Raw genomic sequence first — 24,988 nt, forward strand, 5'->3', positions numbered from 1 at the left:
TGTTTAGGCAACAAATACTAATGATAACGAAAAAATTTCCAGAGTTTTGAAGGAGCATGAAACACATGAATAGTGATAAATTAACCTCTGTAGAATTTGGTGCATTATGGACAACTTATCATAAAAAAACAATGATACTACGAATTTTAGAGCATCTAATTCAACACGCAGAAGATCATAAAGCAAAGACATTAATGAGTGGATTATATGAAAAGCTTGAAAAAAAAGTTATTGAAATGGAAATTATCATGGAAAAGGCTGGAGCAGCTAAACCAGCTGGCTTTACTAAGGAAGACTTTCATGAGAATGCTCAAGCATTATTTACAAACGGTTTTGATATCATGTTCTGCCGTATTTTAAAGGAAATAAGCATGGGGATGTATGTCCTTCATACGACGATTTCTTACCGAGCAGAAATTATTAACTTTTATCGCGAACTGACTGAGATTACTCATTTATATTATCACCATTTTACCGATTATTTACTTAAAAACGGTTTCTCTAAGCTGCCGACGACAATAAAGCTGCCGAGCTCCATTGATTTCATCACAGATACATCGTATATGAAAGGAACCAATCTTCTTGGCCAAAAAAGGCAATTAAATACGGTGGAATATGGACTCCTTTATCATTCTGTTGAAACAAATCTTTTCGGCATGCAGCTGATGAAGGCATTTGCACAATGCTCGAAGGATAAAGAGGCAAAGCAATATTTCACTAAGGGACAGCAAATTTCAGAGGAAATATTGCAAGGAACGGAGAAAATACTATTAGAGAACAATATTCCCTCTCCAACAATGCCTGGAGGTGTGCTGACTTCCTCGGTTGATGCCCCTTTCTCAGAACGATTAATGCTATATTGTACATATTTGTTAGGAGGCTTCAGCATCGGCGGACAAGGTTTCAGCTCGGCTTTTACATTGCGAAATGATATTATTGCAAAATCAGCCATTTTTGCGAAAGATGCCTTTGAATATACATTAGAAGGAGCTAAGCTAATGATGGAAAAGGGCTGGATGGAGGAACCCCCAAAAATGGAACTTTGAAAACAATAGGGCAGATTTGGTCCTTTGTGACAAAAATAGTAAAGGCTATCTTCCATAAAGAACTAGAAGTCATATGCTGTCTATTAAAGCACCAAGTCATACTAAAATCTTTTTGTATTTGTAACCTAAGTGACATTATGTAGGATGACTTGTCTTATGTATAGGTCTATAAGAATGTAAATTGGGAATCGTTCCTGTTATGATCTCAATGGTATTTTAAACACAAATAATAAAAAGATAATGATTAGTGCAGACAGAAAATAAGATAGGAATGGTCGTTTATGATGCAAACGAAGCATTACGTACATCGTACTGTAAAAAGGAATCTCCATCCATACTTCATAGCCGTTTATCAATTCAATCCGCTTAAAATATAAAAAGACCGATTCTACTAAAAAAGAGCATATGATCCATTTGATAATATATTTGCTTTGGATGACATTGTTCCCTTCAAAAGGGTAGTTCGCCAAGTATAGCAGTGCTATCGCAGGTAGATTAATAAAACTGTGCAGTATGTCCACTAATATCGGATAATGATGAAAAATATCAGGCGTATATCTCCATAGAGGTTTATTTCGGCAGAGAAGATTATATAGTAAGTCACAAATGATTATATACATCAAAGTAAGGTGATAGGTATGGATTTTTTTCCAATCCTTCCTGAAATAACATACTAATATCAGTGTTATGGAAAGTAGAAGATGCATTTTTTTCCTCCTATCACCTAAAACAAGCAGGCATTAATCTTATGTACATGTATATATAGTTTGTTGTTATTTACAGTTATTATTCATTGCCAAGGATAACTGCTTTTTTTCTGTTGAAAAAGGAAAATGTAACCTGCATGTTGAAATAAAAAAAGAAGGGAAAAAATGTTATATAAGGTTGTGATAAAATGACGAGCCAAAAGCTGCGTAAAACGAGGTCAGAACAGGAATTAATACGTATAAATGTGCCGGTAAACGAACACTTACCATATGTAGAGGCTGAACCAGATGTACTTATTCGTTCCAAGGTGGAAATTATTAACCGAATAATCCCTTTAACGATAACTGCTGCTAAAGCACTCGAAGCACCTGATGAGTATTTGGCAGAAGCGGTTGAGGACTATCAAGCAAATAAGCTTTTTACGAATGAAGAACGGCAATTCATGGAGTCTGAAATCACAAATGAGCAGGCCAAAATTAATTTTTCATGGAAATTAGAAAGTATATGGGTGCTATTATGGTCTGTAGGTCTTGTCCCCGAATTAAATTCTCCTGATAAAACATGTGATGTTGATCTGTTGTTAGATGTTGTTCTGAACAGTTCGAGGGATGACCTACTAAACAAGGCTACTGTTAAAGAAAAAAGCATCATTCTCGATGAATTAGACTTTATATATCGTGCTCATTGGGCTGTCCGTAATGCTCAACTGCATGGTACTGACATTCCTGCTGCATTAGATGAAGGGGTTGTATATGAAAGGCATTATGCTTTTAATTGGCTTGTGCACTATATGGATCAGGAATGGGAAGAAATAAGTACGGATACTTAAAAAGTGATCCAGGTGGCTACATGTCAGCTGGATTTTTCCACTTACAAGGGAAATAAGGCGAGGGAAGAGAACGAATGGTGCTATGAAAGAACCATCCTTCTGTTCATTCATAAAATAATACTAGCCATTGAGAAAAAGAATAATCAGATACAGGAGGTTAACAATTGCTGAAAGGATATATGTATAATACTGCCTCCATATTAATGATGGGTGTTGGGCCGTTGATTGCTAAGTTTGGTCTGCAGACTATATCTGCGAGCACTGCCGCTTTCATTAATGCCTGCACAATCATTTTTGCCTGCTATATTTGGGGACATTTGCTAAAGCGTCCTGTCAGATTTTATGTGTCAAAGGATATGACTATTTTGTCTTGCTGTAATGTAATGGGTGTATTACTTATGTATGTTAGTTTAAGTTTACTTTCTCCTGTTCAAATCGGTTTTTTAGGTAGGTTTTATACCGTGTTTGCCGTGCTGTTATCGTTCTTTATGTTGAAAGAAAATATTTCAAAAATCGAGTGGTTGCTTGTTCTGATTGCAGTTGGCGGCACCTTTTTGTTTATTGCACCGAAGGACAGTGGCAGCTTATCCATTCTAGGTATCATTTGTGCCATCATGTACACCTTCTTTTTTGCGTTAAGCAATGTATTAGTGAAACAACGCATGGAAAAAGGCATCCATTCCAATTCAATTCTTTTCACAAATAGTATGTGGACAGGGGCTTTACTTGGAATTTATATGCTGGTTTTCCCGTCAAGCTGGCATGTAACGCAAAGTGGTGTTTCGTTTACAGCAATTGCTTCCCTTATGACAGGTTTCTTAGGAACATTGTTTCTGTATGAAGCATTGAAACGAATTAGATTTTCCATAGCCAACATTATGAGAGCCTCAAGCCCAGTTTTGCTCGCATTTGTCTCCTACCCGTTTTTTCCAGTTGAATTGACACTCTTAAACATCATTGGTGCAGCCATTCTTTTGGCATCGATTATGCTGATTGGCATTGTCGATTTTAAAGGGCGAAGAGTGGATAAAGGACTACAATAATGGAAAAAAAACACGTAAAAGAAGGAAACTCTTGTTATCTTACTCAAGAGCTGAATGAACAAACGATCAGTTGTAAGCGGTTTATTAAAAGGGGTTGCGTGGGAATTTGTCCTAATCTGCTTCAGCTTAACTCTTGATTGTCTTATGCAGAAGAGCATCTTGCTCACTTACCAGCAACCTGTCGTTTTAAAACGATAGCATATGTTGAATAATAAGAATAACAGAAAACCGCAATCGCTATAAAAAATTGTACTTGTTGGATTAGTGCAGGTGCTACTGCAGCAAGGCTTTCAAGCCAAATAATAAGAATTCATGGAGTTAGTTGCTTTTATGGTTCAAGAACAGAGACTAGCGCGGAAACAGCATGTAATCTATTGCTATACTCTATACAAGTTGGAGATTGCTACATTTATCATACTAAAGAACTAAATAATTACTGATTATGGACGATATAAAGAGAGATAAGAATAAAATGCCTATTTATGCTTATCACTATTGTATTTTAGCCATAAAAGGACGGGGACTACCGCTCCTTTTATGGCTTTTTATTTATCTGCTACTACATAAAATTTCTGTCAAAGCTAAAAATACAGAAAGGATAAAGGAGGTATAGTAATGAGTAAACAAGAAGATACAACAAGTGAAGGCTTAAATCAGATCTTTGAGATTATAAATGCAAAAGGCGATATTGGCGAAATTAAACAAATATTAAAGAATCCTTTAAAGGAAGATACAGACGACCGAAGTGAATAAGTAGTATCAATCCCACATTTTAATGAGAATGTGGGTTTTTTATTGAAGTTAGGCTCATTTTCCATCATAATTTTTAAGGGAAGGCGCTGTGGGAATATACAAATTAGGCGCTATTAAAAATTTAAACTGTTATTGGAGTTATCTCTTTATGTTTTATTCTATTATGATGTTTTTGATTGCTGGGCTTGCTGAAATTGGTGGTGGCTATCTGATTTGGATATGGTTAAGAGAGGGAAAACCGCTTCATTTCGGGATATTTGGTGCAATTGCTTTAGTATTATATGGAGTGATAGCAACATTTCAAACGTTCCCGTCTTTCGGCAAGGTTTATGCAGCCTACGGGGGCGTGTTTATTATTCTGTCTGTGCTTTGGGGCTGGGGCATCGATAAAAAAACGCCTGATTTATATGATTGGATAGGTGCTTTAGTATGTTTAATTGGTGCAGGTATTATCTTATTTGCTCCCAGATCATAATGAGCACAAAAAAAGGGCAGCTTCCTTAACAGAAGCTGTCTTTTTTATTATGGAAGGATATTTCCTGCTGCACGGAAGATGTCATACCATTCTTGACGCGATAAATGAATGTCGCTTGCTTTAATGCAGTCCTTCAATCTTGTTTCATTCATTGTGCCGATCACTGGCTGCATTTTTGCAGGATGGCGTAATAGCCATGCGATCGCGATTGTTGTGTTGCTGACACTGTATTTTTCAGCGATTTCATTGATTTTTTGATTCAATTCAGGGAATTTCTCGTTATCCAGGAATACTCCTTCAAAGAATCCGTATTGGAATGGAGACCATGGCTGAATTGTTATATCATGAAGTCGGCAAAAATCAAGAATTCCTCCGTCACGATTAACTGCTGCATCATTCTCCATATTCACATTAAAGCCACTTGAAATCATCGTGGAGTTCGTGATGCTCAATTGAAGCTGGTTTGCAACAATCGGCTGTTTGACAAACTTTTGTAATAGCTGAATTTGCATAGGGTTTTGATTGGATACACCAAAATGACGGACTTTCCCCGCGCTTTCCAGAATGTCAAAAGCCTCAGCTACTTCTTCTGGTTCAACAAGTGTATCAGGGCGGTGCAACAGAAGAACATCAAGATAGTCTGTGTTCAGCCTTTTGAGTATGTTGTCCACAGAGTCAAGAATATGTTCTTTAGAAAAATCAAACATGCCTTTGCGAATTCCGCATTTTGATTGTAAAATGATTTTTTCGCGAACATCTGCATTCATATGTATTGCATCAGCAAAAATTTCCTCACAGCTTCCTGCACCGTATATATCAGCATGGTCAAAAAAGTTTGCACCTTGCTCTAGTGCCGTTTGTACAAAACGCTCTGCCTCTGGTTTTTCAAGTGAGTTAATGCGCATACAGCCAACCGAAACGACTGGAACTTCTAAACTGCTTGCTCCTAGCTTCATGGTTCTCATGTTTTATCCCCCTTTATGGTTATCCTAAAAAATTAATCTAGGTTTTTACCTTGCTAGATGTGCAAGATTTGGCAAAATCACCTCTAAGCCTAAATTGAATTATAAATGAGAGCGATTTCACCGTCAACTTTCAAGATTTCATGGATAAGGAAAAATAGAGACTATAGAGATACTCGTCCTGCCAAAAAAAAGCTTAAATCATACTATATTTGTGACAGGTAATGAATCGTACCGCAAGTAGAGGAGGAAATACCATGAAGAATATAACACTTTGCATGATTGTCAAAAATGAGTCCCGGATTATAGAAAGATGTCTCGATTCTGCCGCTCCCATTATTGATTGTTTATCGATTTGTGACACAGGCTCAACAGACGGCACTGTTCAAATAATTAAAAACTGGGCGAATGTTAATGGCAAGAACTGCACGGTGCATCATACTCCATTTCAGAATTTTGGATATAATAGAACACTGTCTGTTAAGCTTGCCCAACAGACATATCCTGATTCCGATTATATCCTTTTACTCGATGCAGACATGATTTTGCAAGTAGAGGCAGGTTTTACGAAAAAGGAATTAGCAGCAGATCAATATTTAGTGATGCAAATGAACAATTCCTTAAAATATTGGAATACGAGATTAGTTAGTGCAAGGAAGCAATGGGAATCTGTCGGTGTGACACATGAGTATTGGGAAATGAAAAGAGATGTTTCTGAAATTGTCGAGATTGGCAAGCTGACAACCCTGTATATTCTAGATAAAGAAGATGGCGGAAGCAAACAGGATAAGTTCGAAAGAGACAAAAGATTATTAGAGGAAGCCATTAACAATAACGAAAATGACAAGCATTTGAAACAGAGATATTTATTTTATTTAGCACAAACCTACTATGATTTGCAGGAATGGGACAATGCGATTGAGGCATATCAAAAGCGCATAAAGGAAGGTGGCTGGGAGGAAGAAATCTACTATAGTATGCATAAGATAGGTCTAGCATATGAACAGCTTTCGATGTATTTTCCAGTAGGAGAAAAGGCAGACCGTTTTCTGTCGCTAGCTTTGCTTCATTTACAAAGAGCATGGGAGTTTCGGCCATCAAGAGGCGAAGCAATTTATCATCTCGCCAGAATCCATCGAGAAAATAAGCACTATCATATATGCTTGTTGTATGCAGCAGAAGGAAAAGCAATTTCCTTTCCTGTCGATGATCTGCTGTTTGTTGATTTTCCTGTTCATGACTATTTGTTTGACTATGAGCTAGCGATAGCCGCTTATTATATAGAAGAAAAAAGAGAGATTGGCTTAAAAGCATTAAACAGCTTGCTGGAAAGGCAGGATAAACTGCCGGCAAATATGCAACAGTGGTTAAGCGAAACAAATAAATTTTATCAATCCCATTAAAAAGACACTGCGGGAAAGTCAGTGTCTTTTTCTTATTTAGTAACACACAGCAGGAATTTTCCAACTGGTGTAGAAAAGAATTACATCAGTAAAGATAGGAGGAACTAGCATGATTTTAGAAGCTGCTATGCTTCAAGTAAGGGAAGGAATGGAACAAAGCTTTGAACAGGCCATTAAGGATGCGTCCCAAATTATTGGTAGCATGGAAGGTTATATCGAGCATGAATTACAAAGCTGTTTGGAGGCTAAGGGGAAATATTTATTACTGGTCAGATGGAAGGAACTTGAGGATCATACGATAGGCTTTAGACAATCCGCAGAATATGAACAATGGAAGAAGCTGCTTCATCACTTTTATGAACCATTTCCGACAGTAGAGCATTTTACAAAGGTTTATCCTACATAATTAATACTATTAGTTAAAATAAAGTCGTTAATCCTGCAATAACGCTGTAATAATCCTGTAATAGTTAGAGAAAAAAGCAGTTTTTGAGGATTTTTTATTGGTAATGCCTTCCTAACTAGACAAAACAGTCACTTATATAGCAAGCATGAATAGTGTTAGCTTCCGAATACCTAAAATTTGGTACATGTATAACTATATTACATCTGTTAATCTACTAGAGTATTAAAAACGTAGTCTTAGGAGGCTAATCATCTATGAAAAACTTAAAAAAACTTCTTGTTGTTTCAATTATTGCCCTATCTCTATTCGGGTTTAATACACAATCAAAAGCCGCTTCTAATCATGTCGTGAAAAGTGGCGAAACGTATTGGATCATTGCAAAAAATTTCGGTGTATCAGCTAACAGCATAAAAAGCGCGAATAAAGCAACAAGCAACATGATTTATACTGGTCAAACTCTTACTATTCCCGCTTCTACTATTTCCGCAGCGGATAAGGATTTAATGGCACGTCTTGTTTCAGCAGAAGCAAAAGGCGAACCATATGCAGGAAAAGTGGCAGTTGCAACGGTTATTTTGAACAGATTGGATAACGCTGATTTCCCTGACACTATTAAAGCAGTTATCTATCAAAAGGATAGCGGATATTATGCCTTTACACCAGTGCAAAACGGAACGATTAACAATGCTGCAGACGCAGATTCGAAAAAAGCAGTAACAGAAGCAATTGCATCAAGAGGTCAAAGTCAAGGTTCTTTATACTTCTATAATCCTAAAACATCAACAAGTGACTGGATTCTTTCTCGTAAAGTGACAACGAAAATCGGGAACCATACTTTCGCTAAATAATAGACAAAAATGAGCATCACTCCATATTCGGAGTGGTGTTTTTTGTTCCTCTTTTTAGGATTTGCAAAACCGAAAACGCTATACAACGATTTCCACTATTTATTGTGAGAATATTTTGTTGTATTCTACAATATATAGACTGAAATAGTGCTGGCTGGAGGAATCATCATTGAATAAAGATAAACAACTTATGAGTTTGATTAATGCTGCTCAAGCACTTACCTCTACATTGGATTTAGATGAGGTACTGCAGCAATTAATAAATGAGACGTTAAATGTAATAGATGGAGCGGATGCGATTCTGCTGTTTGTGTATGACAAGCGCTCAGGCAAACTTGTCGCAAAAAACGGTGTTGGTGTTGAGCTTTCGTATTTGCAGGAAATAAAGCTACACCCTGGTGAAGGGATGACAGGCAAAACCTTTTTGAGTAAAAAAGGACAAATATTCAGTCATGTCCAAGAAACAGAAAGAGGCATGGAAAATATAAGAGGAAATAATAAAAGTCTGTTTCAAAAGGCAGTTGGAGCTTTTCGTTATCATCCTGTCAGCACCATTTGTGCTCCCCTTCTGTCTAAAGACGAATGTATTGGCGTATTGACAATCGACAGTTTTTCAGAGGATGTGCATTTCACAGAGCATCATTTGCTTTTGTTAGAAACTTTTGCTGCTCAAGCAAGCATTGCAATTGAAAATGCGAAGTTTTTTGCTGATACAGAGCGCTCCAAAAAGATCCATGCAGAGCTAGCAACAGCGTCCATTAACCAAAAGGGATTAGCTGAGATAACTAATACCTTATCACTGCTTATTGAAGAAGAGGTGTGTGTGTACAATGAGTTTTTTGACCTTCTGTCTGCCTCTTCACCAAACTCAGAGGAATTAGGTACAGTTAAAAAAGCAAAGATTATCACTCTTTATAAGGAAGATATGCCTAAAGACGGCAGCTTGTATTGCCAAGAAGAAAAGTTAACGCTTATCCCAATAAAAACAGATGCAAGGATTATTATTGGACTGCTAGCCATATTTAGCGACGGAGCAGATAATCTTGATACTTTAGATTTACTGGCAATCGACCTTGCCAACAATATATTTGCACGGGAAATTATCGGCCAGGAAAGGCTGCTTTCTGACTACTATAAATATGAAGGCTATTTATTAGATCAGCTTTTAAGCCAAAGATTTGATTTCTTTTCTGGTCCGCAAAAAAACATTATTGGTCTGTCAGACAACTATCGGTATCTATGCATTAATATTCAAATTCCAAACCAGCTCCTCGAATTTGAAGAGCTGAACGTAAAAAAACAGCATTTCCACCGCTTGTTATTCCGAGAGATAAAGAAACTGAATTATAAAGTGCTCGTATCGGAAAAAAATATGGAATACGATGTGCTTGTGATGATCCATGATCGAAAAACAGAGGAGGAAATCATCGAAATATTCTACAGCTTCTTTAAAGATTTAAAGGCGAAACTAGCTGATTTAATCCATTTTGAATTTCATGTCGGCGTTGGAAGAGTATTTATGCAGATAAATGAAATTCAAAGCTCTCACCGTGAAGCAAAAATTTGCTCTGATTATATAAAAGCAAATGGCAAGGATTTACTTATCCTTTCCTATAAATCGCTTGGTATTTACCGGTTATTTATAAAACAAGACCAAGCGGAGCTTTATGAGTATGTGAATAGTACAATCGGCCTGCTTATTGAGTATGACAGGACACATAGTACGGATTTACTGTCAACGTTAACGGTTTATATGGAAAATAAACAGAATATGACACTGACAGCAAAACAATGTTTTGTACATTTAAATACGATTAAATACAGGCTGCAAAACGTGAAGGAAATCTTGGGACTTAAAAGCTTAGAAGGCAAGGACATGTTTGAGTTGCAGCTTGCTATTTATTTGTATGAATACGTGAAAAAAGGGATTGGAAGACAGTAGACAAATGTCGAAAATCATCTAATTGAATCGACGCACTATCCAAACCAGACAAAAATACCAGCGTTATTTTGTCTGGTTTGGATATGTTTAAAATTGTCTAACTATTCTAGAATTTCTAAATAATGATACAAATTATGAGGGGGGACAACATGGAAGCTTTAACAGCAAGAAAATTGGATGAGCTTCTTTTATCCGACTATGATCATTCCCATGACCATGGAGGAGTTAGTGGGGCAAGGCTGGCGCAAAGACTATATGAATTGTCCAAGATTGGTCTTACGGAGGAAAACGGCTCGTATCGAATCGGCTTCTCTGCAGAGGAACAACAAGCAAAGCGGCTTGTGGCAAAGTGGATGACAGAAGCTGGTCTTGATGTCAAACAGGATGGTGCGGGTAATATTATCGGCAGATTAGCCGGTAAGCAAGCGGATCTGCCAGCAATTCTTTCTGGTTCTCATGTAGATAGTGTGCCAAATGGAGGACATTTTGATGGACCGTTAGGCGTACTTGCCGCACTTGAGGTTGTTGAGAGCTGGAAGGAAACAAACTATCTGCCAGAGCATCCATATGAAGTAGTCATCTTTTCAGATGAAGAGGGTGCACGATTTAATGGCGGTTTGACGGGAAGCAGGGCAATGGCTGGCAGCGTTGATGCCGATAAACAGCTTGGCCTTGTTGATATCGAAGGCGCAAGCTTTCAACAAGTTATCGAGAATATCGGTTTGTCCGTACCTTCCTTCTTTGAGGCTAAAAGAGACTTATCAAAAATTAAAGCATATGTCGAGGTCCATATTGAGCAAGGCAAACGACTGGAAAAAGAAAACCTGCCTGTTGGAATTGTTTCTGGGATTGCTGGTCCGAGCTGGCTGAGAATTACATTGGCTGGTGCTGCAGGACATGCTGGCAATACACCGATGGATGACAGACAGGACGCTTTAGTGGCTGCAGGCGAATTAATTGCCGCAATACCTCATTTGCCGCCAAGTGTAAGCTCCACTGCTGTTGCGACAGTTGGTAAGTTACAAGTACATCCAAACGGTGTCAATGTTATTCCAGGTAAAGTTGAATTGTTTGTCGATATTCGCGACATCTATGAAGACAAGGTTAGTGAGCTCGTTCAGCTCACCATTGATAAGGCCGAGGCGATTTCTGCTAAGTATGGAATTACTTTATCCTATGAACAAACCTTAAAGGTTCCGCCGATGCTTGTCCCAGATGACATGAAGGATTTGCTAACAATGTCATTGGATGAGATGGGCATAAAGCCTCTCTATCTGCCAAGCGGTGCTGGTCATGATGCGATGGTGCTCGGCACTCATATACCTGCTGCGATGATATTTGCCCGCAGCAAAAATGGAATTAGTCATAATCCTGCGGAATGGACATCATTGGATGATTGTGTACAGTCTGTTCACCTACTGAAAAAGATGCTTGAAAAGCTAGATAAAAACTAAAAGGAGTGATGCTAAAATGACAGCAACAACAAACTCGATACAAGCAGTAATCGATGCCGTAAAAGACGAGGTAATTACATATAGACGCTATCTTCATCAACATCCGGAGCTTAGCTTTGAAGAAGAAAAAACATCTCAATATATTTATGATCAGCTACAAGCATTTGGAAATATTGAGCTAACGCGACCAACGAAAACAAGTGTTGTTGGCCGTATTATCGGTGCAGCTCCTGGTAAAGTCGTAGCAATTCGTGCAGATATGGACGCCTTGCCGATTCAGGAAGAAAACGACGTAGACTATGCTTCAACAAACCCTGGTGTGATGCACGCATGCGGTCATGATGGCCATACTGCCATGCTGCTTGGTGCAGCAAAGGTGTTATCTTCTATTAAAGATCAATTACATGGTGAAATTCGCCTCTTATTCCAACATGCTGAGGAATTGTTTCCCGGCGGTGCGGAGGAAATGGTCGAAGCAGGTGTTATGGATGGTGTAGACACAGTTATTGGCGCCCATTTATGGTCACCGCTTGAAATCGGCAAGATTGGCATTGTATATGGACCGATGATGGCTTCACCAGATACTTTCTATCTTACTGTGAACGGCAAAGGCGGTCACGCAGCACTTCCGCATCAAACCGTTGATTCCATTGCGGTTGCCTCACAAGTAGTAACAAACCTGCAGCATATTGTTTCAAGGAACACAGATCCACTCGATAATCTTGTACTGTCTGTCACTAAATTTGTTGGTGGGACAACACATAATGTTATTCCTGGTTCAGTAGAAATTTGCGGGACAGTGCGCAGCTTTGATCCTGATTTGCGCAAGGAAGTGCCAAAGCTGATGGAAAGAGTCATTAAAGGGATAACAGACGCACATGGTGCAACTTATGAATTTAACTATGAGTTCGGCTACAGACCTGTCATTAATGACGCTCGTGTTACAGAAGTACTGGAAGCGACAGTTGCAGAAGTGTACGGAGTGGAAGCAATTGACAAAATGAAGCCGAATATGGGTGGCGAAGATTTTTCTGCCTTCCAGCAAGTAACAGAAGGCTCCTTCTTTTACATCGGTGCTGGCAATCCAGAGAAGAATGCTGACTTCCCTCACCACCATGCGCGGTTTGAGATTGACGAGGAATCGCTTGAAAAGGGAGTTAACCTGTTTGTCTATAGTGCTATGAAATTACTAAAAGCCTAATTAAAGGAGTGAACATCATGATTAAAGTATTAGCGTTGCTTCCGTTTGTTTTCATGCTTGGAGGAGCATTTGTATTTAACCAGGTTACACCATATGTGTTAGGAATGCCGTTTTTGCTGTTTTGGTGTGTGTTATGGACAGTTCTAACATCTGTTATTATGGCAATTATTTATAAAATCGATCCAAAAAACAAAGAAGGTGAAACAGAATGAACGCAGCATTAGTCATCATTTTTGCCACAATGCTATTATCAATCTTTTTAGGAATACGCGCAAAAAAAGGGAAAGACATGGACCTGGAACAATGGTCTGTTGGAGGAAGAGGCTTCGGTTCTGTTCTAGTATTCGTATTGATGGCAGGAGAAATCTATACAACCTTTACCTTCCTTGGCGGAAGCGGCTGGGCATATAGTAAAGGTGGACCAACGTATTATATTATTTCATATGGTGCACTTGCTTATATTATGTCTTACTTTTTGCTTCCAAAAATCTGGCGTTATGCTAAGGATAACAGGCTCGTTTCTCAATCAGACTTTTTCGTCAGCAAATACAAAAGTCCTTATTTAGGAATCCTTGTGTCTCTTGTTGGATTTGTTGCAATGATTCCATACTTTGTTCTTCAATTAAAAGGACTTGGCATCATCGTATCAGAAGCATCTTATGGTCATATTTCACCAACAGTAGCTATCTGGATTGGCATTGTTGTTGTTACCGTTTATGTAATGGTATCAGGGATTCACGGATCTGCCTGGACAGCTGTTGCAAAGGATATCCTTATTCTAGGTGTCGTGCTTTTCTTAGGTATTTATTTGCCACATCATTATTATGGCGGCATTCAGCCTATGTTTGAAGCAATTGATTCTGCGAAGGCAGGTTTTCTTTCCTTGCCAGATTCCGGACAGAGCTCTTCTTGGTTTGTCACAACTGTATTACTAACGGCACTAGGCTTTTATATGTGGCCACATACATTCGGTTCTATTTATTCGTCTCAAGGAGAAAAAGCGTTCCGAAAAAATGCGATTTTCATGCCATTATATCAATTGGTTCTTTTATTCGTCTTTTTCGTTGGATTTGCAGCAATCCTACAAGTTCCAACATTAACTGGAGCAGACACAGACTTAGCATTGCTTCGCTTGTCCATTCAAACATTTGATCCGTGGGTAGTAGGTATTATTGGAGCAGCTGGGATTTTAACAGCGCTTGTTCCTGGTTCCATGATTTTGATGGCAGCAGCAACATTGCTTGCAAAAAACGTCTACAAAGTATTGAAGCCAAGTGCAACAGACAAGCAAGTTACAAATATGGCACGTTATCTAGTTCCAGTTGTTGCATTAATTTCCGTGTTTGTTACGTTTAAGGGCGGCGGAACATTAGTTGCCTTGCTTCTTATGGGCTATAGCTTAGTAACACAGCTGTTCCCAACCCTATTGTTCAGCTTAATGAAAAATAATTTCGTAACTAAAGCAGGTGCATTTGCAGGTATCTCAACAGGTGTAGCAACAGTTGCATTTGTGACGATCTCGGGCTCAACAGTCGGCACCATATTCCCATTCCTGCCACAAGCAATTCAAGATTTCAATGTGGGCATCATTGCTTTAATTATCAATCTTGTAGTACTTACAGTAGTCTCACTGCTAACAAGACCAGTGGAAGTATTGAAAACAAATTCAAAACAAGTATAAAAGTAAGAAGCAGGAGGGCTGTCCTCCTGCTTCTTTTTAGTTTCTCAGCTTTTTTGTAAAGAAAGTCTTAATAGCATTAGGCACAAGGTAATTACATGAGCGGTTTTTTGACATATCATTGCCAGGTTCATCCTATTGAAGGAGGTTTTTAAATCATTAGATAGAAAATAGTTTTTAGAACTTATTCGGATACACCTACTTTAGTGTTTTTCCGATAATTTCTAATCATAGCGTCTTATGCCTTGAGAAATACGGCAAACCTGTTATTATTTCATCACTAATCTATTGCATTATGTAAGTTGCTTTATTCTATTATTAAATAGAAAAAAAGAGGTGATTATCGCCTCTTTTTTCTTGTATTAACGTCCTTGTGGGTATTGCTTATGCCATTCATCCCAGTGACCGTTTGGATGATGATGACCTTTTTTCCAATAATTTTGTTGGAATGTGTTATGGGGGTCCTGCCAGTTTTGGTGTTGATAAGGCTGCTGATAGCCTCCAAATGGATGATTATCATGGTCATGGTAGTTGTGCTGCCAGTTGTCAAAGGACGGCTGCTGGTAGCCTTGCCAGCCTCCGTACGGGTTGAATGGTGGAGATTGTTGCCAATTTCCGTATGGGTTGTAGCTTTGTTGTCCTTGTCCCCATGGCATATACGGTTGGAATGGTCCAAATTGCATGTAACTCACCTCTTAGTCAGACTCTGTATAGAGTATGCGAATGTCTTTTTGATGAGCATATCCATATTTTGACGAAGTCATTTTTTGTCTAGTGTTAATTTTATTATTTTTCCAAAAGTAGAACAATGGTATGATTGCCTTTATAACAAGTGAGTTTGTTTAGGAGAGAGGAGTTATCGTTATGACACAATATGATGCAATAATAGTTGGCGCTGGGTCAATGGGAATGGCAGCAGGCTACTACTTAGCGAAACGAGGGATTAAAACACTACTGATTGATGCCTTTGATCCGCCGCACACAAACGGTAGTCACCATGGAGATACCCGCATAATCAGGCATGCATATGGAGAAGGTGCAGAATATGTACCGTTAGCATTAAAAGCTCAAGAGCTATGGATGGAGCTTGCGGAGCTATCTAAAGAAGAGCTGTTTCTACAAACAGGTGTCCTTAATATAGGCAAAGATGACTCTGTTTTCCTAAAAAATATTATCGATAGCGCCCATACATATAAACTTGCAGTCGATAAACTAGATGCTGATCAGGTGATGGAGCGTTGGCCAGGTATTAAGCTGCCTGCCAATTATATCGGCTGTTTTGAAAAGTCATCTGGTGTACTTAAAAGCGAGGCTTGCATCAAAGCATATAAAAAGCTAGCAATGGAAAGAGGAGCGAATCTGCTTACATACACAGAAGTTACAGACATAGAAGTACAGGGAAATGTTGTAACAGTTAAAACAGCAAACAATACTTATCAAGCAAAATCTCTTATTGTTAGTGGCGGGGCATGGGCAGGCAAGCTTCTAGCTAAGCTTGGTCTTCATCTCCCAATATGCCCGACAAGAAAGACATTCGCCTGGTTTGAGGCAGACGATGCTCATTATGGCAGCGAAAACTTTCCGGCTTTTTCTTTTGAAACAGAACAAGGCATGTATTATGGCTTCCCAAGCATCGATGGAGCCGGCTTAAAGATAGGCAGGCATGACGGAGGCATTCAGATAGATCCAGATCAAGCGGTCAGTCCCTTTGGCGAAGTAGCGGAAGATGCGGGAGATGTGAAGCAGTTTTTATCCACGTATATGCCATTAACAAAGGAATTGAAATTCGGCAAGACGTGCACATATACTTTGACACCTGATGAAGACTTTATCATTGACCTTCATCCTGATTATAAAAATGTGGCTATTGCGGCAGGCTTTTCTGGTCACGGCTTTAAATTCAGCAGTGTAGTAGGCCAAATCTTAAGCGATCTCATAGCAACAGGTAAAACCGAACATAATATTAGCCCATTTTCGGTGAAAAGATTCCAAATTCCTGTTAAATAACTGGAGATGTTTTCATTTAATTGAATTCTCATTGATAGAAATTGCTAAAACGCCAATTAGGCGTTTTTTTTATTACCAGTAACATTTTTTTCCATAATTCCGTCTAATGAGTTAAAGGGGGAAGATCAATGAAAAAGCTGATTTCGTTGCTGGTAGTAGTTATGCTGTTTAGTACTATCATCTTTATTGAAAGTCGCATCAGCATGCCGGCACCAATCTTTACTATAAATGGGCAAATTGTGCCGACTGTACAAGGCAGCTATTGCTGGGACGGAGTATTACAAAGCGTTTGCAGTGATTCTCCTTCACCAGAGGTGCTTTTGGAAGAGAATGGTTTTGAAGCGGTTTATGTTCAATCTGGCGATCGTATTAAGTTAAAATTCACGAGAACCCCTTTTAAAAAATCAATAAATGCGTCAACGTGGCCAATTGATGAGGGTTATAAAGCAATATTAGACGGCAATTATTTAGTACTCCCTGAAAAACCAGGAGTATATATGTATGATGTTTCCGCAAGTTGGGAACAAGGCAGCTTAGTTTTCTCTTTTATGGTGGAAGTTGAGTGAAGGTATCATAAAACTCGTTGAAATTAAAGCAAAAAACTTTACGTAAAAACAAACTTCATATATCTTTAATTCGAGATAAAAAACTCAAATAAAGGAGAACAACCATGACTGAATTTTTAGAAATAGTGAAAGAAAGACGCTCTGCCAGCAACTTTTTAGAAGGTAATCCGATTACAAAAGAAGAATTAAATCGTATTTTTGAAGCTGTTAAGCTAGCTCCATCCGCATTTAACTTGCAGCATACACGGTACATAACAGTGCTTGATACAAATATGAAAGAAAACATCAGGGTCGCAGCGAACGGTCAATATAAAGTAGCAAGTGCCTCAGCCGTGATTCTTGTAGTTGGAAACAAGCGTGCCTACAAACAGGCTGGTGATATTTATGAGGGCCTGCAAATGCTTGGTATCGTCAATAAGCAGGAATATGATCATTTAGTATCAGATACTACTGCTTTTTATGAAACTCGTGGTGCAGAATTCCTGAAAGAAGAGGCTATTCGAAATGCTTCTCTTTCTGCCATGCTGTTTATGCTTGCAGCCAAGAATCAAGGCTGGGATACATGCCCGATGATTGGCTTTAATCAGCAGGAAGTCCGCCGTTTATTACAGGTTCCTGATGAAGAGGAAGTGGTGCTGATGATTACCATAGGCAAAGAAAAAATAGAGAGCAGACAGCCGCGAGGATATCGTAAACCGGTTCGTGAGTTTGTTACATACGTGGAATAAAAGTTAAGGGTGAATAAACACGGCCGTTCCAATTGGAACAATGCTTGCAAGCTCCTCAACGTCTTTGTTATACATTCGGATACATCCTTTTGAAACAGCTTTGCCGATTGAACTAGGATCGTTTGTGCCATGGATGCCATAGTGCTCTTTTGAAAGACTCATCCATAATGTGCCGAATGGGCCACCAGGATTTGGTGCTTTATTAATAATTACAAAATTACCGACAGGTGTGCTTGTTAGCATCCGGCCAACAGCAATTGGATATTGTTTTTGCAGGACACCATTCCTAAATAGCTTCAGCGTTCGGCCTCCAACAGATACATCTAGTTGAAACGGGATACTTTGTGGGGAAGGCAAACCAGGGATGATGATAATTTGACCTGGATTAATGAAGTTTGGATTAATACCACTGTTTGCCTGTAAAAGAGCAGATAATGGTAGGCGGTAATCCCTTGCTATTTGGCTCAATGTCTCCCCGCTTCTTACGATATGATTCATTCTTTAACCTCCAGTAGTATGCTTATAGATACTATATGCATAAGAAAGCGGAGAATAGCCTTAAGCTTAAAAAAGACCAAGTCTGATAACAGGAATAATAGGCATGTGTCCTTATCATTCTGTAGGTTAATGCATATTGTATGGCAGATATAAAAAAAGGAGAGTTGCCTATATGTATCCCTATGTAAATTATAGCTATCCTCAAGCTTCCTATGACTACAATTATCAACAAGGTTATTATGAAGATCCAAATAGACAAATGCAGCAGTTATCTCAGTTGTTTCAGCTGCCACAGTGGAAACAATGGGAGAGAAGAATCAATCAGTTAGAAAGAAGAATTGATCAGCAAGACCGCAGACTCGACCAATTGGAAAGAAGAGTTAATCAGCTGGAGCGGGAGAACAACCAACAGCAGCGTGATATTGACCAGCTTGAGCGCAGCTTGCAAAGAGTTAATCAGCGTTTAAACGCATTGGAAAGATAAAAGTGTGTAAAAGGAGCCGGCTTTGTGCTGCTCCTTTTACACACTTTTTAGTATTGGAATTTTTTTGGCTGTTGAGGGAATGATACTTTTATCATAACTGATTCTTTGGAGGTACTGTAAAATGGCTGTTTATGTATACCAAACATTCTCTATAAAGCAGGATAAATTTAAGGAAGGACTTGAAAACCTGCGTGAATTAAAAAAGTTCAGCAATGAAAATTATTCGCATAAGGTCGAGATATTAACACCTATATCTGGTAATGACCATACATACGCCTTATTGACAGAGTATGAAGGACTTGCAGAAATGGAACTGCAAAGCAAAAAGTTGACAGAGGATGAGGATTATCAAAAGCTAATTGGTGAATTCTTTTTACAAAACATTGAACAAGGCAGCATACATACCCAAATTTACCGAGCAATGATTGAAAAGAAAGAGAAAAAGAATAAGGATAAGGAAGCGGAATAAAAGGGAAATGTTACAGCATTTTATTTGCTATTTACGCTTAAACTGCACTAGTATATAGGGTAATTAAGATGATTCATGCTTGTATATAAAGGGAATCATTATAAAGCAAACAAAAGGATTAGGAGGAACAATAATGGCAATTGAAAATCCAAGCAGAGAAGAAATTGGCAGTATTCTTAAAAAAGCGAAAACAATAGCGGTTGTTGGTTTAAGTGATAACCCGGAGCGAACGTCCTATATGATTGCAAACGCCATGATGCAGGCTGGTTACGATATAATCCCTGTTAACCCAACAGTTGAGGAAGTTCTTGGCAAAAAAGCATATAAGAGCCTGACAGAGATAAAAGAGCATGTTGATATTGTTAATGTATTTAGAAGATCGGAATTCCTCCCAGAGGTGGCAGCGGAATTCGAACAGATTGATGCAGATGTATTTTGGGCACAGCAAGGACTTGTCCATGAAGAAACCTTTAACACTTTGAAAGATAAGGGTTATACCGTCATTATGGACAGATGTATTAAAGTCGAACATGCATTGACAAAATAAACCGTGAAAACGGATGTGAATAAGGCTTCTCAAGCTAATATATTCCGCTTGAGATACCGCCTCATTTGCATCTGTTTTTTTATTTTTATAAACAAGCAAGCGGTAAAGACGTTCGAGAAGAAACGGGGGTTAGCGTTTTTTTTATAAGAATTATGTGTTAACATAATTAAGATGCTTGAAAGAAACCTTATAAAAAAAAAGCTTTTCTCTTTTTGCTTTCTTGGTATAATATTGAATCTAATCGACTATTTTCAGAAAATAATCGAATTATTCATTTGCTTGTGGAAAAAATGCTGTTATCATATCATAAGAACAATTGTTCTGGTTATGATTTAATTATCTCCCATGCATAAAATAGTGGCCTTCGTCCACTATAGAAGGCAAAAAGACTAAAGAAAAATAATTCTTCTCTTTTAGAGGATAAATGAAATTATAGACGAATACATAAACAATTGTTCGACATGCTACATAAAAAGATAATATGTCGTGTTTTTGAGGTGAAAGGGGTATGTCTGTGGCGAAAAATCAACAACCATTTGACTATAACGATGATGCCATTCAGGTGCTGGAAGGACTAGAAGCTGTTAGGAAACGTCCTGGTATGTATATCGGAAGCACAGATGCAAGAGGATTGCATCATTTAGTATATGAAATAGTGGACAATGCTGTCGATGAGGCATTGGCCGGCTTTGGTGAAGAAATCATCGTGAAAATCCATAAGGATAATTCTATAAGTGTTCAGGATAAGGGACGAGGCTTACCGACAGGAATGCACAAAATCGGCAAGCCGACACCTGAAGTAATCTTTACGATTCTCCATGCAGGTGGAAAATTTGGACAAGGCGGCTACAAAACAAGCGGCGGTCTGCATGGTGTTGGTGCTTCGGTTGTTAACGCCCTGTCTGAATGGGTTGTCGTTAAAATTAAACGAGACGGATTTATATATGAACAGCGTTTTGAAGATGGAGGAAAGCCGGTAACAACGCTTGAAAAGCTCGGCAAAACAAATCAGACCGGTACAACTATTCACTTTAAGCCAGACCCAACCATCTTCTCTACAACTACTTATAATTTTGAAACGCTTTCAGAGCGTTTGCGTGAATCAGCCTTTTTATTGAAAGGCTTAAAAATTGAGCTAATTGATGATCGCCAAGGGGAGCATGCTGTTTTCCATTATGATAATGGGATTGAAGCCTTTGTTGAATATTTGAATGAAGAGAAGGATAACCTTCATCCTGTTGTCAGCCTTGAGGGTGAAAGCAACGGAATTGAAGTCGAGTTTGCTTTTCAATTTAATGATGGCTATTCCGAAAACGTATTGTCCTTTGTTAACAACGTTCGGACAAAAGACGGCGGAACACATGAGGCTGGCAGTAAGACGGCCATGACAAGAATGTTTAACGAATATGCACGCAAGGTCAATCTGCTTAAGGAAAAGGATAAAAATCTGGACGGCTCTGACATTCGTGAAGGATTGTCAGCGATTGTTTCTGTCCGCGTTCCAGAGAACCTGCTGCAATTTGAAGGACAGACGAAAGGAAAGCTGGGTACAAGTGAAGCAAGATCTGCAGTTGATGCAGTAGTTTCCGAGCATCTTTCCTACTTTTTCGAAGAAAATCCTGAGACGAGCTCTCTTCTTATTAAGAAAGCAATCAAAGCTTATCAAGCACGTGAAGCGGCTCGTAAAGCAAGAGAAGAAGCTAGAAGCGGCAAGAAAAGAAAGCGCGGGGAAACAGTGCTTTCCGGCAAGCTTACTCCGGCACAATCGAAAAACCCACAAAAAAATGAACTATATCTTGTTGAGGGTGATTCAGCCGGCGGTTCTGCTAAGCAAGGCAGAGACAGACGTTTCCAGGCAGTTCTGCCTTTAAGAGGTAAAGTAATCAATACAGAAAAAGCAAAGCTGTCTGATATCTTTAAAAATGAAGAAATCAATACAATCATCCATGCTGTTGGAGCGGGCGTTGGAGCAGACTTCAATATTGAAGATTCCAATTATGATAAAGTCATCATTATGACAGATGCAGATACAGATGGAGCACATATTCAGGTACTTTTGCTGACATTCTTCTATCGCTATATGAAGCCGCTTGTAGAAGCAGGTAAAGTGTATATTGCCTTACCGCCGCTTTACAAGGTAAGTAGAGGTTCAGGCAAAAAAGAAGTTATTGAGTATTCATGGAGCGATGATGACTTGCAGGATGCCATTAAAAAAGTCGGCAGAGGCTATGTTCTGCAACGTTATAAAGGGCTTGGCGAGATGAATGCCGACCAGCTTTGGGATACGACAATGAATCCTGATACTCGAACGTTAATACGCGTTAAAATTGATGATATCGCAAGAGCTGAACGCCGCATTACGACATTGATGGGCGATAAGGTGGAACCACGCCGGAAGTGGATTGAATCAAATGTAGCGTTTGGTTTAGAAGAAGAAGGAAACATTCTCGAAAATGAAAATATCGTGGTTGCAGAGGAGGGGAATGAATCATGAGTTCAACAGAACAATTTCGTGATTTACCTTTAGAGGACGTTCTCGGTGATCGCTTTGGACGTTATAGTAAATACATCATTCAAGAACGGGCATTACCTGATGCCCGTGATGGCTTAAAACCGGTACAACGCCGGATTCTATATGCGATGCACGTTGATGGCAATGTGCATGACAAGAACTTCCGTAAGTCAGCTAAGACTGTCGGAAATGTTATCGGTAATTACCATCCTCATGGTGACAGCTCCGTGTATGAAGCAATGGTCCGGATGAGCCAGGAATGGAAAGTTAGAAATTTGCTGATAGAAATGCATGGTAACAACGGAAGCATCGACGGTGATCCTCCGGCGGCGATGCGTTATACAGAAGCAAGACTTTCTGCGATATCCTCTGAACTGCTTAAGGATATTGATAAAAGAACAGTCGATTTCATTCCAAACTTTGATGATACATCCAATGAACCGACCGTTTTACCCGCAAAGTTTCCAAACTTGCTTGTGAATGGTTCAACAGGTATATCTGCCGGTTATGCTACTGATATTCCACCTCATCATCTTGGAGAAGTCATTGATGGTGTTATCGAAAGAATGGACAATCCTAATTCTACTGTAGATGACATAATGCAGCATATTAAAGGTCCTGATTTCCCGACAGGCGGCATTATCCAAGGTGTGGAAGGCATCAAAAAAGCCTACGAAACAGGCAAAGGCAAAATTATCGTTAGAGGAAAAGCTGCCATTGAAGATATTCGCGGCGGCAGACAGCAAATCGTTATAACAGAAATTCCATATGAAATAAACAAAAGTAATTTAGTGAAAAAAATGGATGAAATCAGACTTGATCGCAAGGTGGAAGGCATTTCAGAGGTTCGTGACGAAACAGACCGTACTGGTTTAAGAATCGTCGTTGAACTGAAAAAAGACGCTGACGCATCAGGTATTCTTCATTACTTATACAAAAATACAGATTTACAAATTACTTATAGCTTCAATATGGTAGCCATCCACAATAAACGTCCGAAGCTAATGGGAATTATTGATATGCTGGATGCTTATATTGAGCACCAAAAGGATGTAGTCATAAGAAGGACTCGTTTTGATCTTGAAAAAGCAAAAGAAAGACAGCATATTGTTGATGGACTTATAAAAGCACTTTCGATTTTAGATGAAGTGATAACAACAATCCGTGCTTCTAAAGATAAACGAGATGCGAAAGATAATTTAATTTCGTCCTTCCAATTTTCTGAAGCGCAAGCAGAAGCAATCGTTTCCTTGCAGCTATACAGATTGACGAATACGGATATAACAGCATTGACAGCAGAGGCGGAAGAGCTCGCAAAAAAAATCGAGGAATGGTCTGCCATACTTTCAAGTGAGAAAAAGCTGCTGTCCGTTATAAAAAAAGAGTTGAAGGATGTCAAAAAACGCTTTATTTCTGAGCGTCGTACTGTTATTCAAGCAGAGATTGAAGAAATCAAAATCAATCTTGAAGTACTTGTCGGCAGTGAGGATGTTATTGTTACTGTTACGAAGGAAGGCTATATTAAGCGTACAAGTCAGCGTTCTTTTGCAGCTAGCAATGGACAGGATTTCGGTATGAAGGATTCAGACCGAATTCTCGCCAAATTGGATATTAATACAACAGAAGTTGTACTGTTGTTCACCAATAAAGGGAATTATTTATATTGCCCTGTTCATGAACTCCCAGATATACGCTGGAAGGACCTTGGTCAGCATATTTCCAATATCATCCCAATTGACAGAGATGAAAGCATTATCCATGCTATTCCTGTTAAAAGCTTTGATGAAGGTAAATACTTGCTATTCTTCACGAAAAATGGGATGACGAAAAAGACTGAAATGACAAGCTATAAAGCACAGCGCTACAGCAAGCCCCTTGTTGCCTTAAACTTAAAAGGCGATGATGAGGTTGTAGATGTTGTTGTTACAGATGGAAAAAAAGAAATCTTAATTGCTACACACTATGGCTATGCATTGCGCTTCCATGAGGAAGAAGTTAATATTGTTGGACCAAGAGCTTCCGGTGTGAAGGGTATAGCCTTGAAGGATGATGACTTTGTTGTATCAGGTCAAATCATTACAAATGAGAAAAGTGAATCGGTTGTTATTATTACACAACGAGGATCTATTAAGAAAATGAAATTAAGTGAATTCGAAAATGGCGGCAGGGCGAAGCGTGGCGTTGTTATGCTGAGAGAACTTAAATCAAATCCACATCGTATTGTTAATATGTTTATTGCTGCAAAGGCAGATATTGTTCATATTCATACAGAAAAAGGAGCACTTGAGGAAGTATTGGTCGAATCCATTCGATTTAATGACCGCTATTCAAATGGTTCGTTTGTAATCGACGAAACAGAAGCTGGAAAAGTCGAATCTGCATGGTTTACCAAGCTTGCTGAAGCTTAAGAAAAAATATCCTTCACCATT

At 38.8% G+C, this 24,988-nt stretch carries 25 protein-coding genes; 21 read left to right on the top strand and 4 right to left on the bottom strand.

Annotated elements, in window-relative coordinates; all coding sequences use genetic code 11:
• Nucleotides 1-65: 65 nt before the first annotated feature.
• Nucleotides 66-1,046: a DUF3231 family protein gene (locus tag CEQ21_RS22360; RefSeq protein ID WP_185766425.1), complete on the top strand. Its 981-nt coding sequence runs from the start codon at nucleotides 66-68 to the stop codon at nucleotides 1,044-1,046.
• A 197-nt stretch (nucleotides 1,047-1,243) separates the two neighbouring features.
• On the opposite strand, the gene CEQ21_RS22365 is transcribed toward CEQ21_RS22360, so the two are convergent.
• Nucleotides 1,244-1,753, bottom strand: a complete 510-nt coding sequence (locus CEQ21_RS22365; protein ID WP_185766426.1) for a hypothetical protein — start codon at nucleotides 1,751-1,753, stop codon at nucleotides 1,244-1,246.
• A gap of 188 nt (nucleotides 1,754-1,941) precedes the next feature.
• Here CEQ21_RS22365 and CEQ21_RS22370 point away from each other — a divergent pair, with 188 nt between their 5' ends.
• The 4 genes from CEQ21_RS22370 to CEQ21_RS22385 all read left to right on the top strand — a co-directional run bounded on the left by CEQ21_RS22370 (nucleotide 1,942) and on the right by CEQ21_RS22385 (nucleotide 4,854).
• Complete coding sequence (locus tag CEQ21_RS22370; protein ID WP_185766427.1) at nucleotides 1,942-2,583, top strand: DUF4272 domain-containing protein; 642 nt, start codon at nucleotides 1,942-1,944, stop codon at nucleotides 2,581-2,583.
• 164 nt (nucleotides 2,584-2,747) lie between these two features.
• Nucleotides 2,748-3,626 (top strand): DMT family transporter, encoded by an 879-nt coding sequence (locus CEQ21_RS22375; protein ID WP_185766428.1) that lies wholly within the window; start codon nucleotides 2,748-2,750, stop codon nucleotides 3,624-3,626.
• Nucleotides 3,627-4,241: 615 nt separating this feature from the next.
• On the top strand, nucleotides 4,242-4,379 hold the full coding sequence (locus CEQ21_RS22380) for a hypothetical protein (protein ID WP_185766429.1): 138 nt from the start codon (nucleotides 4,242-4,244) through the stop codon (nucleotides 4,377-4,379).
• Between the two features lie 148 nt (nucleotides 4,380-4,527).
• A complete protein-coding gene (locus tag CEQ21_RS22385; RefSeq protein ID WP_185766430.1) occupies nucleotides 4,528-4,854 on the top strand; it encodes a YnfA family protein in 327 nt (108 codons plus the stop codon).
• 47 nt (nucleotides 4,855-4,901) lie between these two features.
• On the opposite strand, the gene CEQ21_RS22390 is transcribed toward CEQ21_RS22385, so the two are convergent.
• Nucleotides 4,902-5,819 carry an aldo/keto reductase gene (locus CEQ21_RS22390; protein WP_185766431.1) on the bottom strand — a complete coding sequence of 306 codons (918 nt, stop codon included), beginning with the start codon at nucleotides 5,817-5,819 and terminating at the stop codon, nucleotides 4,902-4,904.
• A gap of 254 nt (nucleotides 5,820-6,073) precedes the next feature.
• On the opposite strand from CEQ21_RS22390, the gene CEQ21_RS22395 reads away from it, so the two are divergent.
• The 8 genes from CEQ21_RS22395 to CEQ21_RS22430 all read left to right on the top strand — a co-directional run bounded on the left by CEQ21_RS22395 (nucleotide 6,074) and on the right by CEQ21_RS22430 (nucleotide 14,751).
• Nucleotides 6,074-7,219, top strand: a complete 1,146-nt coding sequence (locus CEQ21_RS22395) for a tetratricopeptide repeat-containing glycosyltransferase (RefSeq protein WP_235907307.1) — start codon at nucleotides 6,074-6,076, stop codon at nucleotides 7,217-7,219.
• A gap of 109 nt (nucleotides 7,220-7,328) precedes the next feature.
• Entirely contained in the window at nucleotides 7,329-7,625 is a 297-nt protein-coding gene (locus tag CEQ21_RS22400; protein ID WP_185766432.1) for an antibiotic biosynthesis monooxygenase family protein, read from the top strand.
• 254 nt (nucleotides 7,626-7,879) lie between these two features.
• Nucleotides 7,880-8,473 (top strand): cell wall hydrolase, encoded by a 594-nt coding sequence (locus CEQ21_RS22405; RefSeq protein ID WP_185766433.1) that lies wholly within the window; start codon nucleotides 7,880-7,882, stop codon nucleotides 8,471-8,473.
• Between the two features lie 169 nt (nucleotides 8,474-8,642).
• Nucleotides 8,643-10,415 carry a helix-turn-helix domain-containing protein gene (locus CEQ21_RS22410; protein ID WP_185766434.1) on the top strand — a complete coding sequence of 591 codons (1,773 nt, stop codon included), beginning with the start codon at nucleotides 8,643-8,645 and terminating at the stop codon, nucleotides 10,413-10,415.
• Between the two features lie 149 nt (nucleotides 10,416-10,564).
• On the top strand, nucleotides 10,565-11,869 hold the full coding sequence (locus CEQ21_RS22415; RefSeq protein WP_185766435.1) for a Zn-dependent hydrolase: 1,305 nt from the start codon (nucleotides 10,565-10,567) through the stop codon (nucleotides 11,867-11,869).
• Between the two features lie 16 nt (nucleotides 11,870-11,885).
• Entirely contained in the window at nucleotides 11,886-13,070 is a 1,185-nt protein-coding gene (locus CEQ21_RS22420) for a M20 family metallopeptidase (protein ID WP_185766436.1), read from the top strand.
• Nucleotides 13,071-13,087: 17 nt separating this feature from the next.
• The gene (locus tag CEQ21_RS22425; protein ID WP_185766437.1) at nucleotides 13,088-13,282 is read left to right on the top strand and encodes a DUF3311 domain-containing protein; all 195 of its coding nucleotides are present in this window, start codon (nucleotides 13,088-13,090) and stop codon (nucleotides 13,280-13,282) included.
• Nucleotides 13,279-14,751 (top strand): sodium:solute symporter family protein, encoded by a 1,473-nt coding sequence (locus CEQ21_RS22430; protein ID WP_185766438.1) that lies wholly within the window; start codon nucleotides 13,279-13,281, stop codon nucleotides 14,749-14,751. Before CEQ21_RS22425 ends, CEQ21_RS22430 begins: the two co-directional genes overlap by 4 nt.
• Before the next feature lie 359 nt (nucleotides 14,752-15,110).
• Here CEQ21_RS22430 and CEQ21_RS22435 read toward each other — a convergent pair whose 3' ends face one another.
• Nucleotides 15,111-15,431, bottom strand: coding sequence for a hypothetical protein (locus tag CEQ21_RS22435; protein WP_185766439.1), 321 nt, complete (start codon nucleotides 15,429-15,431; stop codon nucleotides 15,111-15,113).
• A gap of 181 nt (nucleotides 15,432-15,612) precedes the next feature.
• Between CEQ21_RS22435 and solA the strand changes: the two genes are divergently transcribed.
• The 3 genes from solA (at nucleotide 15,613) to CEQ21_RS22450 (ending at nucleotide 18,049) form a co-directional block, all read left to right on the top strand.
• Nucleotides 15,613-16,755: an N-methyl-L-tryptophan oxidase gene (gene solA / locus CEQ21_RS22440; protein WP_185766440.1), complete on the top strand. Its 1,143-nt coding sequence runs from the start codon at nucleotides 15,613-15,615 to the stop codon at nucleotides 16,753-16,755.
• 128 nt (nucleotides 16,756-16,883) lie between these two features.
• Nucleotides 16,884-17,321 carry a hypothetical protein gene (locus tag CEQ21_RS22445; protein WP_185766441.1) on the top strand — a complete coding sequence of 146 codons (438 nt, stop codon included), beginning with the start codon at nucleotides 16,884-16,886 and terminating at the stop codon, nucleotides 17,319-17,321.
• Between the two features lie 104 nt (nucleotides 17,322-17,425).
• Nucleotides 17,426-18,049 carry a nitroreductase family protein gene (locus CEQ21_RS22450; protein WP_185766442.1) on the top strand — a complete coding sequence of 208 codons (624 nt, stop codon included), beginning with the start codon at nucleotides 17,426-17,428 and terminating at the stop codon, nucleotides 18,047-18,049.
• 3 nt (nucleotides 18,050-18,052) lie between these two features.
• On the opposite strand, the gene CEQ21_RS22455 is transcribed toward CEQ21_RS22450, so the two are convergent.
• On the bottom strand, nucleotides 18,053-18,547 hold the full coding sequence (locus CEQ21_RS22455) for a L,D-transpeptidase family protein (RefSeq protein ID WP_185766443.1): 495 nt from the start codon (nucleotides 18,545-18,547) through the stop codon (nucleotides 18,053-18,055).
• 172 nt (nucleotides 18,548-18,719) lie between these two features.
• Between CEQ21_RS22455 and CEQ21_RS22460 the strand changes: the two genes are divergently transcribed.
• The 5 genes from CEQ21_RS22460 (at nucleotide 18,720) to parC (ending at nucleotide 24,967) form a co-directional block, all read left to right on the top strand.
• Nucleotides 18,720-19,031 carry a hypothetical protein gene (locus tag CEQ21_RS22460; protein ID WP_185766444.1) on the top strand — a complete coding sequence of 104 codons (312 nt, stop codon included), beginning with the start codon at nucleotides 18,720-18,722 and terminating at the stop codon, nucleotides 19,029-19,031.
• Between the two features lie 121 nt (nucleotides 19,032-19,152).
• Nucleotides 19,153-19,500 carry a hypothetical protein gene (locus CEQ21_RS22465; protein WP_185766445.1) on the top strand — a complete coding sequence of 116 codons (348 nt, stop codon included), beginning with the start codon at nucleotides 19,153-19,155 and terminating at the stop codon, nucleotides 19,498-19,500.
• Between the two features lie 133 nt (nucleotides 19,501-19,633).
• Nucleotides 19,634-20,047, top strand: coding sequence for a CoA-binding protein (locus CEQ21_RS22470; protein WP_185766446.1), 414 nt, complete (start codon nucleotides 19,634-19,636; stop codon nucleotides 20,045-20,047).
• 514 nt (nucleotides 20,048-20,561) lie between these two features.
• Nucleotides 20,562-22,541: a DNA topoisomerase IV subunit B gene (gene parE / locus CEQ21_RS22475; RefSeq protein ID WP_185766447.1), complete on the top strand. Its 1,980-nt coding sequence runs from the start codon at nucleotides 20,562-20,564 to the stop codon at nucleotides 22,539-22,541.
• Nucleotides 22,538-24,967, top strand: coding sequence for a DNA topoisomerase IV subunit A (gene parC, locus CEQ21_RS22480; RefSeq protein ID WP_185766448.1), 2,430 nt, complete (start codon nucleotides 22,538-22,540; stop codon nucleotides 24,965-24,967). The genes parE and parC overlap by 4 nt, the downstream gene beginning before the upstream one ends.
• Nucleotides 24,968-24,988: the final 21 nt, after the last annotated feature.

Origin of the sequence: Niallia circulans, assembly GCF_007273535.1 — a bacterium.
Classification (GTDB): domain Bacteria; phylum Bacillota; class Bacilli; order Bacillales; family Cytobacillaceae; genus Niallia; species Niallia circulans_B.

Coding starts and splice junctions, on each gene's coding strand:
- CEQ21_RS22380 (WP_185766429.1), top strand. CDS start 4,242: ATGAGTAAACAAGAAGATACAACAAGTGAAGGCTTAAATCAGATCTTT.
- CEQ21_RS22435 (WP_185766439.1), bottom strand. CDS start 15,431: ATGCAATTTGGACCATTCCAACCGTATATGCCATGGGGACAAGGACAA.
- CEQ21_RS22365 (WP_185766426.1), bottom strand. CDS start 1,753: ATGCATCTTCTACTTTCCATAACACTGATATTAGTATGTTATTTCAGG.
- CEQ21_RS22405 (WP_185766433.1), top strand. CDS start 7,880: ATGAAAAACTTAAAAAAACTTCTTGTTGTTTCAATTATTGCCCTATCT.
- CEQ21_RS22465 (WP_185766445.1), top strand. CDS start 19,153: ATGGCTGTTTATGTATACCAAACATTCTCTATAAAGCAGGATAAATTT.
- CEQ21_RS22425 (WP_185766437.1), top strand. CDS start 13,088: ATGATTAAAGTATTAGCGTTGCTTCCGTTTGTTTTCATGCTTGGAGGA.
- CEQ21_RS22430 (WP_185766438.1), top strand. CDS start 13,279: ATGAACGCAGCATTAGTCATCATTTTTGCCACAATGCTATTATCAATC.
- CEQ21_RS22450 (WP_185766442.1), top strand. CDS start 17,426: ATGACTGAATTTTTAGAAATAGTGAAAGAAAGACGCTCTGCCAGCAAC.
- CEQ21_RS22390 (WP_185766431.1), bottom strand. CDS start 5,819: ATGAGAACCATGAAGCTAGGAGCAAGCAGTTTAGAAGTTCCAGTCGTT.
- parC (WP_185766448.1), top strand. CDS start 22,538: ATGAGTTCAACAGAACAATTTCGTGATTTACCTTTAGAGGACGTTCTC.
- solA (WP_185766440.1), top strand. CDS start 15,613: ATGACACAATATGATGCAATAATAGTTGGCGCTGGGTCAATGGGAATG.
- CEQ21_RS22455 (WP_185766443.1), bottom strand. CDS start 18,547: ATGAATCATATCGTAAGAAGCGGGGAGACATTGAGCCAAATAGCAAGG.
- CEQ21_RS22415 (WP_185766435.1), top strand. CDS start 10,565: ATGGAAGCTTTAACAGCAAGAAAATTGGATGAGCTTCTTTTATCCGAC.
- CEQ21_RS22385 (WP_185766430.1), top strand. CDS start 4,528: ATGTTTTATTCTATTATGATGTTTTTGATTGCTGGGCTTGCTGAAATT.
- CEQ21_RS22400 (WP_185766432.1), top strand. CDS start 7,329: ATGATTTTAGAAGCTGCTATGCTTCAAGTAAGGGAAGGAATGGAACAA.
- CEQ21_RS22395 (WP_235907307.1), top strand. CDS start 6,074: ATGAAGAATATAACACTTTGCATGATTGTCAAAAATGAGTCCCGGATT.
- CEQ21_RS22470 (WP_185766446.1), top strand. CDS start 19,634: ATGGCAATTGAAAATCCAAGCAGAGAAGAAATTGGCAGTATTCTTAAA.
- CEQ21_RS22445 (WP_185766441.1), top strand. CDS start 16,884: ATGAAAAAGCTGATTTCGTTGCTGGTAGTAGTTATGCTGTTTAGTACT.
- CEQ21_RS22370 (WP_185766427.1), top strand. CDS start 1,942: ATGACGAGCCAAAAGCTGCGTAAAACGAGGTCAGAACAGGAATTAATA.
- CEQ21_RS22460 (WP_185766444.1), top strand. CDS start 18,720: ATGTATCCCTATGTAAATTATAGCTATCCTCAAGCTTCCTATGACTAC.
- CEQ21_RS22360 (WP_185766425.1), top strand. CDS start 66: ATGAATAGTGATAAATTAACCTCTGTAGAATTTGGTGCATTATGGACA.
- CEQ21_RS22420 (WP_185766436.1), top strand. CDS start 11,886: ATGACAGCAACAACAAACTCGATACAAGCAGTAATCGATGCCGTAAAA.